We start from the raw sequence: 14,052 nt of genomic DNA, 5'->3' as shown, positions 1-14,052 counted from the left end.
TCTAGCTTCCCTTGCTCACGACGCGCGTGGTGCGGGGGATCGCGACCACGGCGTCATCGGCGACCAGCACCACATCGATGCCGCGCGGAAACAGCGCTTCGTTCATATTCAGGCGCTCGAACAGGTCGAACGGCTTGATCGACGCTTGCAGCGTGGCGACCCCGTCGATGCCGGGGCCGCGCAGCTCGAAGCTGCGCCCGGAGGCGAGGCTGTCGACCTGGATGATGACCGTGGTCGACCGGTCCGGATACTCGCTGGTGCCGAGCGCGAAGGATTCGAACGAAGGCAAGGCGCCGCCGTCACTGATGAGCGCGAACGAAGCAACCGACGAATCCTGCACAACCGGCGCTCCGGTGTGGAACTTCAGCCACTTCGTCACGTCCGCGCTTTCCGCCATCCGTGCGTCGAGCCAGAGCGGCGTGTCGTGGTCGAACAGCGTCAGCGCGATCGCGGCGGTGCCTCGCATCATCGGCCCTGGCGCCCCCGCCATCGGCACGATGCGCTGGACCGAGCCCGGCCGCGCCATGGCGTCCATGACCGAGCGAAATGTCGATTGCGCCGACAGCACCTTGTCGGCGAAACCCGGCGGCAGTTCCGCAATCGTGGTCATGATCTCACCCCTCACCGCGCACCATGGTGTAGAAATCAACCTTCGTTGCGGCGGCCGCTGCCGCCGCCTGCTTGCGCCTGACCATAAGCTGCTCGCGCAACGGCGCGATAACGTCGCGCTCCACCGCTCCGCCGAAATCGCGGGACTGCACCAGCGCATCGCACAGCGCGATCAGACGCGCCTTCTCACCGTCGCGGCCGAGCGTGTAGCCGAACCCGACCTCGCCGCTCGCAAGCCGCACCGCGGCGCGCGACACCGTGGCTTCGCCGAGATTGAACGGCGCGCCGTCGCCGCCGACCCGGCCGCGCAGCATGACGAGGCCGTTCTCGGGCGTGCGCAGATCCTGATGGTCCGGGAGGGCCAAGTTGCGGAGGCGAGCGGCGATCTCGCCCGCCTCCGCGTGCGCCAGCACCGCCATTGCGGCCTTGCGCTGGGCTTGCTGGTCGTTGTGCTGGGTCACCTGGTCCATCGAACCTTCTACAGAACTTGCCGCACCGAAGTTGTCTATAATAATAGACAACTTCATACGGACGCGCCATGACTGTTTCGTGACAATGCTGTGATTTCTGGAGTAGGTTTCCCGCGACATGAGCATGCAGGACACAGCCTCCTCGGGCGTCGCGCTATGGCGCCTCGTGGCCGATGGCATCGAGCGCGGCATCGCCGACGGCCGCTTTGCGGCCGGCGACAAATTGCCGGGCGAGATGGAGATCGCCGAAACCTATCGCGTCAACCGCCACACCGTGCGGCGCGCGCTGGCAGCGCTTGCCGAGCGCGGCCTGGTGCGCGCCGAGCGCGGCAGCGGAACCTATGTCGAGGCGCAGAAGCTCGCTTATCCCCTGCGCTCGCGCACGCGCTTCTCCGAGATCGTCGGCGCCGATGGCCGCGAGCCGCATGGCCGGCTGATCGAGGCGACCGATGACGTCGCGACGCGCGAGCTCGCACGGGAGCTGGGCCTTAAGACCGGCGCGCCCCTGGTGCGGATCGAGGCGATTCGCCTCGCCGACCGCACGCCGATCTGTGTTTCCACCACCTGGCTCTCGGCTGAGCTGTTCCCGGATGCAGGCGCCGTGTTCGCGGCAACGCGCTCGATGACGAAGCTGCTGGAGCATTTCGGCGTCCGCGATTATCGCCGTGGCGCAACGAGAATCACCGCGGGGATTGTCGACGCGAGCGACGCCGCACGGCTCGACCTGGCGCTGGGGCGGCCGATCCTGGTGGTCGACGCCACCGACCACGATCTCACGGGCAAGCCGCTGGTGACGAAGCACTCGCGCTTTGCGGCAGAGCGGGTGGAGTTTTTGGTGGAGAACGCTTAGATCAGAGCGTTTTCCAGCGAAGCGTGCCCTCGGACTTGATCCGGGGTGGAAACGATTTGCGTCGAGAAAACGCGTCAAAACAAAAATCAGAGCTCCGTTCCGATCCAATCGGAACGGATAAGACTGCAGCACGACGTTAGGCGACCGTCCGCTTGCCGATGATCGCGAAGCGCAGCTTGCCGGAAATCCAGTCGATCGACGATACAGTTACCAGGATCAGCAGGATCAGAAACGTTACCTTCTGCCATTCCAGCACCCGGATCTGTTCGGCAAGCTGAAGGCCAATGCCGCCAGCGCCAACGATTCCGATGATCGTCGCCGATCGCGTATTCGACTCGAAATAGTAGAGCACCTGGCTCAGCAAGACCGGGAACACCTGCGGCAGCAATCCGAAGCGGACGCTGTGGAGATGGTTGCCGCCCGATGACCGAACGCCTTCCGCGGGGTTCTTCTCGGCGACCTCGATCGCTTCCGAGAACAGCTTGCCGAACGTTCCGAAATCGCTGCAGATCACGGCCAGGATGCCGGCAAACGGCCCCAGCCCCACGACGCCGACCCAGATCAGTGCCCAGATCAAAGTGTCGACTCCACGGATGGTATCGAGGCCACGACGGGTCAATAGGCGGATGATCCGGTTTGCAACCACGTTGCGCGCCGCCAGCAGGGATACCGGCAGCGCGAGCAGCGCGCCGCCAAGGGTGCCGAGAAACGCGATCGACACCGTCTCTCCGAGCGCATGCAGATATTTCAGAACCTCCGCCCAAGAACCCGGGCTGGGCGGCAACATGAGCTGGACGAATTCGCCCAGCCTGACCATGCCCTGGGAGAGCCGATTAAAGGGAATATCGAGCTGGACGATCCCGAACAGGAACAGCCCGACCGTCCCGCCGACGAGTATTGCGATCCTTCCCCGCTGCCACCAATCGGTCCGGAAGACGTCGGGATACCGTTCGGCAATGCCGGCCCGGTTTTCAAAACTGAAGGAGCTCATCGGGTGCTTCCCTCCAGCCCGAGCAGGCGGTGTCGCAACCGTTCCGTCAGGAAGTCGATCAACATGACGGTAAGGACGATGAGCAGCAGGATGGCGCTGACGTCGGTGAAGTAGAACTTGCGAACCGCCTCGATCAGATCCTGACCGATCCCGCCGGCGCCGACGAAGCCCATCACGGCGGCGCCCCGCACGTTGATCTCGAACCTGAGCAAGGCATAGCTCACGAAGTTCGAGAGGACCTGAGGCAACGCGCCGAACCGAACGACCTGAACCCAGCTGCCCCCGCTTGCCGCCACCCCTTCGACCGGCTTGCTGTCGATGTTCTCGACAACCTCGGCGAATTGCTTGCCCAACGCTCCGGCGGTATGGATTGCAATCGCCAGAACGCCCGGCAGCGGCCCGAGACCAAAGGCCAGCACGAAGATCAGGGCAAACACGATCTCCGGCACGGTCCTGAAAAACTCCAGAACGCGCCGGGTGACGAAAACAGTCGTTCCTGATTTCACGAGATTGGCCGAGGCGAGGAAGCAAAGTGCGAAACCGCACAGCGCACCCGAGAGGGTGCCCATATAGGCGATCAGCAACGTATCCCCGAGAAGCCGTGCCCAGCGCGGCAATCCCCACAGCCAGTCCGCCAAATCGCTCCATGCGGTCGCGAACGAAAATTTGGGTGCGATGCTGACGAAATAGGCCGGGAAGCGCCAGAAGTTCTCGACAAAATTCCCGAGACTGACCTCGCCCATCCAGCCCGCGGCAATGGCAACGGCGATCAGGACGGCGGCACCGAGCCATACGCGGCGGCGCTTGGCGGCAATTGCGGCCGCATAGCGATCGCCAAGCTCACGCAGCCTGGCTTCCGGAAATTCGGGAACTGCTGTTCGCATGGGATGTTCGCGAGAGCCGACGGGCAGATCTTGCGATCTGCCCGACTTGTCCAACCCTTCGTTTCCCTCAGGATTTCTGCTTGCGAATGCTGTCGACAAACTTGGTCAGTTCGATCACGGCGTCATACGCCTTGTGGCCGACCTCGACGTAGGGCAATTGCTTCCCCTCGTAAATCTTGTCGAAAGCCGCCTTGTCCTTCACCGCAATTTCCAGCACTGCTTTCTTGATCGCCGCCTTGAGGTCGTCAGGCAGGCTGCTGAGATAGGCCATCGGCGAGTTCACGATCTGCTCGGACTTCATGATGATCTTGAAATCAGCGGCCTTCGCCATGCCCTTCCGTTCCATCCGGAGCAGGTTCGATTCCTTCTCGTCGTTCCACCAGTTGAACGCCGCGTCGCAGGTGCCCTGGGAAAGCCCGATCACCGCGTTTTCATGGCTCCCCGAATAGACCACCTTGGCGAAGAACTTTTCCGGGTCGATGCCCATCTTGTTCATCGCGAAACGCGGCACGTTGTTGCCGGAAGTCGAATTGGGATCGACGAGGCAGAGGTTCTTGCCTTGCAGGTCCTTAATGTCCTTGTAGCTCGAATCGCTTTTGACATAGAGAACCGAGTAATAGCCTTTGGTGCCGTCGCCGTTCACCTCGATCGCGAACGGTTCGACCTTCGCGCCAATGATGTAGGCACGCGCGTAGGACGCCGGGCCGTACATCGCAATGTGAATGTTTCCTGCACGCTGACCTTCGATCACCGCGGCGTAGTCGTTGGCGATGCGCAGCGTGACCTTGGTTCCAAGCTCGCGGGACAGGTACTCCGTCAGAGGCGTCCAGCGGTTGGTGGTGCCGGAGGCATTCTCGTCGGGGACTTTTGCGAAGATCAACTCAGGATATTTTGCCTTCCAGTCCTGCGCCGCAGCGGCTGAAACTGAAAATGCCAGGGCCGCCGCAGCGGCAACGATCGTACGACGGTCTATCATGACGTCTCCCATTTCAAGGTTATGAAACTGTCGAGTTCCGGCTCTACGACCAGGCTCGATTTAAAGAAGCAGCGATCAGGCCACGGCAACCGTGCGGAGGGCAGGAACTGCCGTGCCGACCGATGCATCCGCGGGCGCAACATCCATGACTTCATTCGCCTCGAGATCGTACAGCTCGCGCGCGATATGATCGGTCAAGGCCGCCGGCGCGCCGTCGAACACCACCCGCCCCGCGGCCATCCCGATCAGGCGGTCGCAATAGCTGCGGGCGAGATCGAGCGAATGCAGGTTGCAGAGCACGGTGATACCGAAATGCTTGTTGATGCGCAGAAGCGCATCCATCACGATCTTGGTGTTGCGGGGATCGAGCGAGGCGATCGGCTCGTCGGCAAGGATAATGTCGGGCTGCTGAACCAGCGCCCGCGCGATCGCCACGCGCTGCTGCTGACCGCCCGAGAGCTGGTCGGCGCGCTGGGCCGCGATGGCAGCCATGTCGAACTGCTCGAGCGCCGACATCGCGATGGCCTTGTCTTCTTCGGGCCAAAGCTGCAGCAGCGACCGCCATGTCGGCACCGTCGACAGCCGCCCCATCAGCACATTGGTGAGGACGTCGAGCCGGCCGACGAGGTTGAACTGCTGAAAAATCATCGCCGACCGCGCACGCCACTGCCGCAGCTCCTTGCCGCGCAGCGCGGTGACGTCGACGCCTTCGAACAGGATGCGGCCTTCGGAGGGCTCGATGAGGCGGTTGATGGACCGCAGCAATGTCGACTTGCCGGCGCCGGATCGCCCGATCACCCCGACGAAGCCGCCAGGGGAAACTTGAAACGAAGCATCGTCCACAGCGGCCTTCGCGCCGAAGCGACACGTCAGGCCTTCAACCACCAGCATCGAGGGGCTCCAGAGTAGCTGGAGCCAACCGCTAACGCCCGTGGTTAACACTTGTGTGACAAGGCTGCTGCAGTGCGGCCATCCTACGCACGTCATCCCCTGTCATCTCATTGTCACGACACCGTCATCCGGCCGCTCGAAGAAAGACGCCCGCCCTCGCACTTCGGATGCAACATGGCCGCCAAAGCTCTTTCGGTTCAGCCGACCGTCGATCCCTCGGCCAAGCTGCATGAGACCAGGCTTGGCGCCTACACCGAAGTCGGCGCGCGCACGATCCTGCATGAAGTCGCGATGGGCGATTATTCCTATGTCGTGAACGATGCGCAGATCACCTACGCCACCATCGGAAAGTTCTGCTCGATCGCGGCGATGACCCGCATCAATCCCGGCAACCATCCGATGCATCGCGCCACTCAGGCGCATTTCACTTACCGATCCAGCGCCTATTTCGAAGGTGAGAGCGACGATCTCGAGTTCTTCGACTGGCGCCGCCGGCATCACGTTCATATCGGCCATGACGTCTGGATCGGCCATGGCGCGATCGTGCTGCCGGGCCGCAACATCGGCACCGGCGCGGTGATCGCCGCCGGCGCGATCGTCACCAAGGACGTGCCGGCCTACAGCATCGTCGCCGGCAATCCGGCCCGCATCGTGCGGCGGCGATTCTCGGAGGAGATCGCCGGACGGCTCGCAAGGCTTGCTTGGTGGGACTGGGATCACGACAAGTTGCGCGAGGCGCTGCCCAATTTCCGCAAGCTCGGGATTGAAGATTTCCTCTCGTCATACGAAGCAAAAGCGAGCTCACTCGCCAATTCTCCTGCCAGCAAACGAAGCGCGGTCGCGTGACAGACATATTCATCGAAGGCGGCCGGGCCCTGATCGGCGCCGAGCTCGTCGAAACCTCCCTTCTCGTCTCCGGAACAGACATTGCAGAGGTCGACGCCTCTCGCGGCCGGGCGCGGCTGGCGCTGGATGCCCGTGACCTGCTGGTGCTGCCCGGCATCGTTGATCTGCATGGCGATGCCTTCGAGCGCCAGATGATGCCGCGCGCCGGCGTCGACTTTCCGATCGACGTCGCGCTCGCCGACAGCGACCGCCAGGCGATCAGCAACGGCATCACTACCGTGTTTCACGCCACAACCTGCTCGTGGGAGCCGGGCCTGCGCAGCGCCGACAATGCGCGCGGTCTGATGGAGGCGATCGAGCGGCAGCGTCCTCAATTCGCCGCCGACACCCGCTTCCACCTGCGGCACGAGACCTTCAATCTCGATGCCGAAGCGGAGATCGCACAGTGGCTCAGCGAGGGCCGCGTCGACCTGTTCGCCTTTAACGATCATATGGACGGCGTCGTTGCCGACATCTCCAACCCACGCAAGCGCAACCGCATGATGGAGCGCACCGGTCTGTCGAGCGACGAATTCGACCGGCTGGTCGAGCGCGTGGTCTCGCGCGCCGACGAGGTGCCCACCTCGGTGTCACGCCTGGCCGCCGCGGCCCGCACCGCCGAGGTGCGGATGCTCTCGCACGACGATTCGAGCCCGGCGATGCGCCGGGACTTTCGCGAGCTCGGCGCCTTGATCGCGGAGTTTCCGATCAACGAGGAGACGGCGCGCGCAGCGGCCAGCCACGGCGATGCCATCGTCTACGGCGCGCCGAACGTCGTGCGCGGCGGCAGCCACACCGGCTGGACCAGGGCCTCCGACATGATCGCCAAGGGGCTCTGCTCGGTGCTGGCGTCTGACTATTATTATCCCGCGCAGCTGCTCGCCGCGTTCCGCCTGGCCGCCGATGGCGTGGTGCCTCTGGCTCAGGCCTGGGATCTGGTCTCCGCCGGCCCGGCGCGCGCGACCGGCCTCACCGATCGCGGCCTGCTCGCGGAGGGACGCCGCGCTGACATTCTCCTCGTCGACGACAACGTGAAGCTGCGGCCGCGGCTGATCGCGGTGATCTCAGGCGGCAGGCTCGTGCATCTCACCGACGCGACGCGGCTGCTCACCGCAGTGGCGGCCCCGCGCGAGACTGTCGTCGCGGCGTAAATTGGTTATGCTGAGGCAATGACAGGTTTCCCCCGCTACGCGATCTATTATGCCGCAGGCCGCGACAGCGCCCTCTCCCGCTTCGGCGCCGAGCTGCTCGGCTATGACGCCTACAGCGGCGGCGAGATTTCGTTTCCAGAGCAGGCGCTGCACGCCGCGCCCGACTGGCGCGAGGTCAGCGCCGATCCTCGCAAATACGGCTTTCACGCCACGCTGAAGGCGCCGATGGCGCTGGCGCCTGGCAATACCGAAGCCGAGCTGCTGGCCGCCTGCGCGGCCTTCGCGGGCAGGACACGTCCGATCCCGGCGATCCGACCAGTGGTCGATGCCATCAGCGGCTTCATTGCCGTTATTCCGGCCGAGCCGATGGAAACGCTCCAGCAACTTGCCGCTGATTGCGTTCGCGAGTTCGACCCGTTTCGCGCCGCGCTGACGGCGGAAGATCGCGCTCGGCGCAAGCCGGAGAAGCTCAGCGAGCGGCAGCGCGATTATCTCGACCGCTGGGGCTATCCTTACGTGATGGAAGAATTCCGCTTCCACATGACGCTGACGGGGCGGCTGGATGCGGAGCGGCGCGGGCCGATCCTTCAGATGCTGCGAACACGGTTTGCGGCGCTGGGGATCGAGACGCTCGCGATCGATCGCATTGCCCTGTTCAAGCAGGATGATGCCAAGGCGCGGTTTCGCATCATCGGCGAGTGGGCTTTGGTGCGGTAGACCTCAGCGCGAGGTCGCAAGATTGAAAGCGAGCGCCACCGCGCCAACCAGAACGAGGCTGATCGCCCAGACTGCATCCAGGTTGAACCAGCTTCGCGAGACGAACCTCAGTCCCAGATGGCGGTAGACCAGCCACGCCAGACATCCGCCGGCGCCGACCATGGCGGCAACGTGCACCAGCGACACCAGCACCGCCATCCCGAGATTTGCCGTCATCAGCGCGCCCGCCGCCTGATGGCCGGCATCGAGCTCGAAGGCCTGGCAGAGCCCGAGATAGATCGGCACGAGCATCAGGGCAGCGCCGTGAGCGATGGCGACGGCAAATGACCAGAGCACCAATTGCGTCGGCGGAATTCGTGCCAGCGCGCGCGGATGACGCCGGTCGATCAGCCGGTAGACGCCAAAGCCGATGACGAGAAGACTCGCGACGATCTGGATTGGACGCTGCCATTCGGCCAGTACGAGCAGGAAGGCGAACGGCAGCAGCACGAGAAGTGTTGCCAGGAGGTGACCGGCCGCCAGAGCCCACAATGCACGGAAGAGCGCGAGGGGGCTCTTGTCCATGAGCCCGGCCGAAACGGCGAGCGGCCATCCCATTCCCGGATTGACCCCGTGGTAGAGACCGCTCGCAACAAGCGCGAGCCACAGCCAGCCAAGGGCCGGGCTCGCCTGCGTGCCATCTAGACCGACGGGTAGCAAAATGAGTCCGTCGAACAGTCGCCGCCCTCGAGCCTGATCTGGTGCGCACGATATCCGTCGGGGAAGCTCACGAAATAGTCCTTGTCGAGCTCGAGGCCGCCGTTGCGACCGACATTGGCCATGACTTCCACGCCCGGAACCCCGTCGGGATAGAACTGGTCGTCCCAGGTGGAATAAAGCGAATTGGTCCAGTACACGCGCCGGCCGTCGCGGCTGATCTCGACCATCTGCGGACCCGCCGCAAAGGGCTTGCCGTTCGGATGGGGCGTGCGGCGCGCGATGCCGCCGATGTGGACTGAGCCCGCAAGCTTCGGCTTTCTGGGATCGCTGACGTCGTACTGGCGCATCTCACCCGTGCCCCAGCACGAGACATAGAGAAACCGGTCGTCCATCGACAGGTCGATGTCCGTCACCAGCGGCGGCACGGCGCCAAATCCCTGCAGCAGCGGCGGCAGCTTCTCCTTGGGCGCGGGTTCGGGAGGGATCGTCGCCGTCTTCTCGGCATGGAATCTTCCGTCCTCGCGCCACCAGGTCCAGATCGACGCTTCGAGGTTGGTGGTGTCGACCACGACGCCAACGAAGCCGTACTCGCGAACCGGATCGTGCGCGGGGCGCACCTCCAGCGCCATCTGATGATTGGCGCCGAGGTCGATGGTCTGGACGTTGCGACGCGCGCGAAGGTCCCAGAAGTGGAGACGATGGCCATATTTGTTCGCAAGCAGATCTTCCGGGACGATCCCGTTCTCGAACTGCGGCGGTAACGCCCATTCGCTCGTCACCATGTAATCGCGCGGCAGATTCCACCAGAAATCATAATGCAGCGTCTGCGGGCCACGGTCGATCTCCCATCGTCCAAGAACTTCGAACGTCTCGCAATCCATGATGAAGACGCCCGGAGGTCCATTGGTGCCGTCCTTGCCGCCGCCGCCCAGCGTGCTCACGTAAATGCCGTCCGGCCCGCAATGGATCGTGTGCGGCCGCGAGTAGCCGGTCTTCTTGAAGACCTCCTCAGGCTCGATGATCTTGTGGATCTTGGCCTGCGTCGGATCGGGCTTGGTATCGATGACGTAGATCCGCGACGAGCGCAGCCCCGGGATGATGAGATAGCGCCGCTCGATGAAGGCGTGTCCGGCGAGCGGCGACAGGGCGGAGGAGCAAGCATTCCAGCCGAAATGGTGAAACTCATCACCCTTGTTGGGCATCGTTACGGTGTGGACGATCTGGCTATAGGTCGGCGATCCCGGCTTGACGTCGATGACCGCGAGAGCATCCGGCTTTGAGAAATCCGGACTGAGCAGCAAGGTGTAAGCAAAATTCTCCGCAGGCGCTTCCATCGCAAGCTTGGGCGATGCGTGAAAGGTGGGATCCGGCCTCATCGTCATGGCACTGCCTCCCTGTTCTGTCGGTTTGCACCAACCTGGCTCGGGATAGTGGCAAAAGAAGAGCTGTTGCGCGATGTCCTGAGAATCTCCGCAGGGCCGGTTGGCGCGCGTACATTATGCCATCGCGGGGCTATGGGGAACGGCCCGGCACGCGCTAATTCGACGCCTTCAGGCGAAATGGGCATCCCTCGTTCATTTCGAGCGAGGGCGCACAAGTCGCTCCTCGCAGCCTTCGTAGGGTGGGCAAAGGCGCAAAGCGCCGTGCCCACCGCTCTTCCCGCGGGCGCGCAAGTTGGTGGGCACGCTTCGCTTTGCCCACCCTACGACAGCTTCACGCAATGACGGGGGAGAGAATTACTTCCCCCACCTGAGCGCCAACGCGTCGCGCTCCTTGGCGAGCTCCAATAGCCCGGCGCGCGTCGCCGGATGCAGCGGCTGCAGCGGATGGCGCACCGCCTCCGACTTGATCACGCCGCCGGCCTGCATCATCACCTTGCAGGCGATCAGGCCGCATTGGCGGTTCTCGTAGTTGATCAGCGGCAGCCAGCGCTCGTAGGCGGCCTTCGCCTTTTCGCGATCGCCCGCGAAATAGGGATCGATGATCTGGCGGATGCCGTCGGGATAGCCGCCGCCGGTCATGGCGCCGGTGGCGCCGGCGTCGAGATCGGCGAGCAGCGTGATCGCCTCCTCGCCGTCCCAGGGGCCCTCGATGTCCTTGCCGCCCGCCTCGATCAGGCTGCGGAGCTTCGAGGCCGCGCCCGGCACCTCGATCTTGAAATAGCGGATGTTGGAAAACTCGCGCGACAGCCGCGCGAGCAACTCGACCGACAGCGGCGTGCCGGCAACCGGCGCGTCCTGGATCATGATCGGGATGTTGATCGCGCCGGAGAGCACCTTGAAGAATTCGACGATGCCTTTCTCGGGGACGCGGAAGGTCGCGCCGTGATAGGGCGGCATCACCATCACCATGGCGGCGCCGGCCGCCTCGGCCTGCTTGCTGCGCGCGGCGCATACGGCCGAGCTGAAATGGGTGGTGGTGACGATCACGGGAACCCGGCCGGCCACATGGTCCAGCACCGCATGCATCACCGTGTCGCGCTCGGCATCGGTGAGCACGAACTGCTCGGAGAAATTGGCGAGGATGCAAATGCCGTGCGAGCCGGCGTCGATCATGAAATCGATGCAGCGGCGCTGACCCTCGAGGTCGAGCTCGCCGCGCTCGTCGAAGATGGTGGGCGCGACCGGGAACACGCCGCGATAGGGGCGTTGGGCCTTGTGTGGGGTGACCGGCATCGAACTCTCCATCCCTGATGTCTTGCGTCTGTCGCCGCGCCCGCGGGAGCGAGGCGGCACAGATGTACCCGCAGTGCCGAGCTGCGGCAATGCCCGCGCGACATCAGGTGGAAAGAGTACGAAAATCAGGCGCTCTTCACGGCGCCCAGGAAACCCTCGACCGCGACGCGGAGACGATCGGCGTCCGCCGACATCTTCTTGACGGACTCCGACAGCACCGTCCCGGCATTGCCGGTCTCCTGGTTGAGCCTGGCGACGCTGCCGATGGTATCGGTGACCTCGCGGGTGCCCTGGGCCGCCTGCTGGAAGTTGCGCGAGATCTCCGTCGTGGCCGCGCGCTGCTGTTCGACCGCGGCGGCAATCGCCGTCATCTTCTCGTCGATGCCGCCGATGGCGCCGCCGATCAACCGGATCGCGGCGACCGCCTGGCCGGTCGCGCCTTGGATCTCCTCGACCTGGCGCGAGATCTCTTCCGTCGCCGTCGCGGTCTGCGCCGCAAGGCTCTTGACCTCGCCTGCAACCACCGCGAAGCCGCGGCCGGCCTCGCCGGCGCGCGCGGCTTCGATGGTGGCGTTCAATGCCAGCAGATTGGTCTGGGCCGCGATCGCGTTGACCATCTTCACGATCTCGCCGATGCGGCTCGCCGTCTGATCGAGGATCTCGACCGTCGCATTGGTCTGCTCGGCCTGGGCCACGGCCTCGCGGGCCTCGCGGGCGCTCGACTGCACCTGCGCGGAGATCTCGCCCACGGATGCGGAGAGCTCCTCGGTCGCGGCGGCGATGGTCTCGAGATTATTGGTGGCCTGCTCGGCTGCCGAGGACACCGCCGCGGTCTGGCTGCTCGATTCCGTGACCAGCGAGCGCACGCCGCTTGCGGTAGCGTCGAGCTCCCGCGTCGAGGCCGCAACGCTCCGGATCACCGCCTGCACCGTGTCGTCGAAGGTGCGGCAGGCGGCATCGACGGTGCCGGAGCGGGCGAGCTGCAGCGCCTGCTGCGATTCGCGTTCCTTACCCAGCCGCTCCGCGGTCGCCGCGCTCTCGCGCAGGCTTTCGAGCGCAGCCGCCATGGTGCCGAACTCGTCGGGATGCCGCGATTGCGGCACCGGCGTCGCATAGTCGCGGGCGCTGATGCGGGCGATGGCGTCGAGGATGGCGCGCACCGGGCGCATCAGCCGGTTGCGCACCACAAACACGCCCGCGACAGTCACGGCCAGTGCGAGCAGGAAGCCGAAGGATTGCACGATGAGATTGGTGAGGGCTTTCGCCTGAACCGCCTCCGCGTGCGCGATCGACAGGTCGAGCGCCTTGCTCGCGACCGCGACGATCGACGCGAACGGAGCCTGGCACAACGTGTTCCATTCCGCGGCGGGCATCGCGGGCCGGCCGCTGCCGTCGAAGCCCTTGGTGATCTCGCCGATCTGCTTGAGGGCGCCGTCAGTCTTGGCCCTCGCCTCCTTGGCCGTGTTGACGAGGTCGGCCGGCACGTCAGGCGCAGCCAGCAGCTCCTCCATGCCGGTCCAGCCGGCGGCGACGACGCCGTTCCATCCGGCCACGGTCTGCTTCTGGGCATCGTCGAGCGGCTTGCTGGCGTTGACGTTCGGCCGCAGGGTCGAGCACTGGATGCCGTAGCGGTCGCGCACCTGCCAGGCGAGGCGGCGGGCCTGGATCATGCGGGCGATGTAAGGATCGTTCATCCAGGCGCGGTTCGACACGGCAGTGGATGCGAGATTGGCGGTCTCGATCACCTTGGTGACCGCATCGTACCAGGGCGCAGTCCGCTCCAGCTTGCGCTCGGCGCGCGGCAGCTTGGCCTCGTCGTAGAACAACTGGAATTTTGGCGCGGCCTCGCTCCAGCGCTGCTTCAGCGTGCTGGCGAGTTCGTCGCGGCGGGCGAATTCGACGGTAGAGAGCGCCGCGCTGATGGCATCGTAGCCGGCCTGTTCCGCCTTCTCGGCAACGCCGAGCTTGGCGCGCGGATCGTCCTCACCGAGCAGGGCGCTCTGGGCATCGCCACGATTGCTGCGCAGGGCAACCACGCCATGGAAGATCGACTTGTCGGCATTCGCGAGCCGCTCGGTCTCCAGACTGTCGCTGTAGCGGCCGAAAGCCCCGACCATCTGGATGGCCGTGCTGGTCAGCGCGCCGGCCGCCAGCAGCGTCATCAGGACCAGGAGAAGCGTGCTTACCGATTTCTTAAAAATGGACATGGGTCAAGGGGCCTAACTCTCCGGAGAGGCCACCTTGCACCGCCACG

14 protein-coding genes are annotated in these 14,052 nt (G+C 64.7%); 4 read left to right on the top strand and 10 right to left on the bottom strand.

The annotated features are described in order from the left end of the window. Position 1 precedes the first annotated feature (1 nt). A complete protein-coding gene (phnH, locus tag I6F31_RS23090) occupies positions 2 to 610 on the bottom strand; it encodes a phosphonate C-P lyase system protein PhnH (RefSeq protein ID WP_225151941.1) in 609 nt (202 codons plus the stop codon). 4 nt (positions 611 to 614) lie between these two features. Further along, positions 615 to 1,079: a phosphonate C-P lyase system protein PhnG gene (phnG, locus tag I6F31_RS23085; RefSeq protein WP_225113388.1), complete on the bottom strand. Its 465-nt coding sequence runs from the start codon at positions 1,077 to 1,079 to the stop codon at positions 615 to 617. A gap of 118 nt (positions 1,080 to 1,197) precedes the next feature. Here phnG and phnF point away from each other — a divergent pair, with 118 nt between their 5' ends. Next, positions 1,198 to 1,929 carry a phosphonate metabolism transcriptional regulator PhnF gene (phnF, locus tag I6F31_RS23080; protein WP_225151943.1) on the top strand — a complete coding sequence of 244 codons (732 nt, stop codon included), beginning with the start codon at positions 1,198 to 1,200 and terminating at the stop codon, positions 1,927 to 1,929. Between the two features lie 136 nt (positions 1,930 to 2,065). Here the strand turns inward: phnF and phnE (I6F31_RS23075) are convergent, their stop codons facing one another. The 4 genes from phnE (I6F31_RS23075) to phnC all read right to left on the bottom strand — a co-directional run bounded on the left by phnE (I6F31_RS23075) (position 2,066) and on the right by phnC (position 5,671). Beyond that, the gene (phnE, locus tag I6F31_RS23075; RefSeq protein ID WP_225186158.1) at positions 2,066 to 2,920 is read right to left on the bottom strand and encodes a phosphonate ABC transporter, permease protein PhnE; all 855 of its coding nucleotides are present in this window, start codon (positions 2,918 to 2,920) and stop codon (positions 2,066 to 2,068) included. Further along, positions 2,917 to 3,804, bottom strand: coding sequence for a phosphonate ABC transporter, permease protein PhnE (gene phnE, locus I6F31_RS23070; protein ID WP_225147383.1), 888 nt, complete (start codon positions 3,802 to 3,804; stop codon positions 2,917 to 2,919). Before phnE (I6F31_RS23070) ends, phnE (I6F31_RS23075) begins: the two co-directional genes overlap by 4 nt. 67 nt (positions 3,805 to 3,871) lie before the next feature. Further along, positions 3,872 to 4,780 carry a phosphonate ABC transporter substrate-binding protein gene (phnD, locus tag I6F31_RS23065; protein WP_225147307.1) on the bottom strand — a complete coding sequence of 303 codons (909 nt, stop codon included), beginning with the start codon at positions 4,778 to 4,780 and terminating at the stop codon, positions 3,872 to 3,874. 75 nt (positions 4,781 to 4,855) lie between these two features. Next, positions 4,856 to 5,671: a phosphonate ABC transporter ATP-binding protein gene (gene phnC / locus I6F31_RS23060; RefSeq protein WP_225144940.1), complete on the bottom strand. Its 816-nt coding sequence runs from the start codon at positions 5,669 to 5,671 to the stop codon at positions 4,856 to 4,858. 174 nt (positions 5,672 to 5,845) lie between these two features. Here phnC and I6F31_RS23055 point away from each other — a divergent pair, with 174 nt between their 5' ends. From I6F31_RS23055 to I6F31_RS23045, 3 genes are read left to right on the top strand one after another with little or no spacing between them, the layout of a single operon-like run. Then, entirely contained in the window at positions 5,846 to 6,517 is a 672-nt protein-coding gene (locus I6F31_RS23055; protein WP_225147306.1) for a chloramphenicol acetyltransferase, read from the top strand. After that, a complete protein-coding gene (locus I6F31_RS23050; RefSeq protein ID WP_225186157.1) occupies positions 6,514 to 7,707 on the top strand; it encodes an alpha-D-ribose 1-methylphosphonate 5-triphosphate diphosphatase in 1,194 nt (397 codons plus the stop codon). Before I6F31_RS23055 ends, I6F31_RS23050 begins: the two co-directional genes overlap by 4 nt. Positions 7,708 to 7,725: 18 nt before the next feature. Then, a complete protein-coding gene (locus I6F31_RS23045; protein WP_109145407.1) occupies positions 7,726 to 8,424 on the top strand; it encodes a DUF1045 domain-containing protein in 699 nt (232 codons plus the stop codon). Positions 8,425 to 8,427: 3 nt separating this feature from the next. Here I6F31_RS23045 and I6F31_RS23040 read toward each other — a convergent pair whose 3' ends face one another. The 4 genes from I6F31_RS23040 to I6F31_RS23025 form a co-directional block, all read right to left on the bottom strand. Then, entirely contained in the window at positions 8,428 to 9,021 is a 594-nt protein-coding gene (locus I6F31_RS23040) for a hypothetical protein (RefSeq protein WP_109145408.1), read from the bottom strand. A gap of 83 nt (positions 9,022 to 9,104) precedes the next feature. Then, on the bottom strand, positions 9,105 to 10,505 hold the full coding sequence (locus I6F31_RS23035) for a selenium-binding family protein (RefSeq protein WP_225147304.1): 1,401 nt from the start codon (positions 10,503 to 10,505) through the stop codon (positions 9,105 to 9,107). Between the two features lie 354 nt (positions 10,506 to 10,859). Then, a complete protein-coding gene (locus I6F31_RS23030) occupies positions 10,860 to 11,798 on the bottom strand; it encodes a dihydrodipicolinate synthase family protein (protein ID WP_036026912.1) in 939 nt (312 codons plus the stop codon). A gap of 125 nt (positions 11,799 to 11,923) precedes the next feature. Next, a complete protein-coding gene (locus I6F31_RS23025) occupies positions 11,924 to 14,005 on the bottom strand; it encodes a methyl-accepting chemotaxis protein (protein WP_225186156.1) in 2,082 nt (693 codons plus the stop codon). Positions 14,006 to 14,052 lie beyond the last annotated feature (47 nt).

Origin of the sequence: Bradyrhizobium sp. NBAIM01 (genome assembly GCF_020194115.1) — a bacterium.
In the GTDB taxonomy this organism is placed as follows: domain Bacteria; phylum Pseudomonadota; class Alphaproteobacteria; order Rhizobiales; family Xanthobacteraceae; genus Bradyrhizobium; species Bradyrhizobium yuanmingense.
Note: the sequence above shows the minus strand (reverse complement) of the source record. Positions and strands in the feature narration are given on the sequence as shown.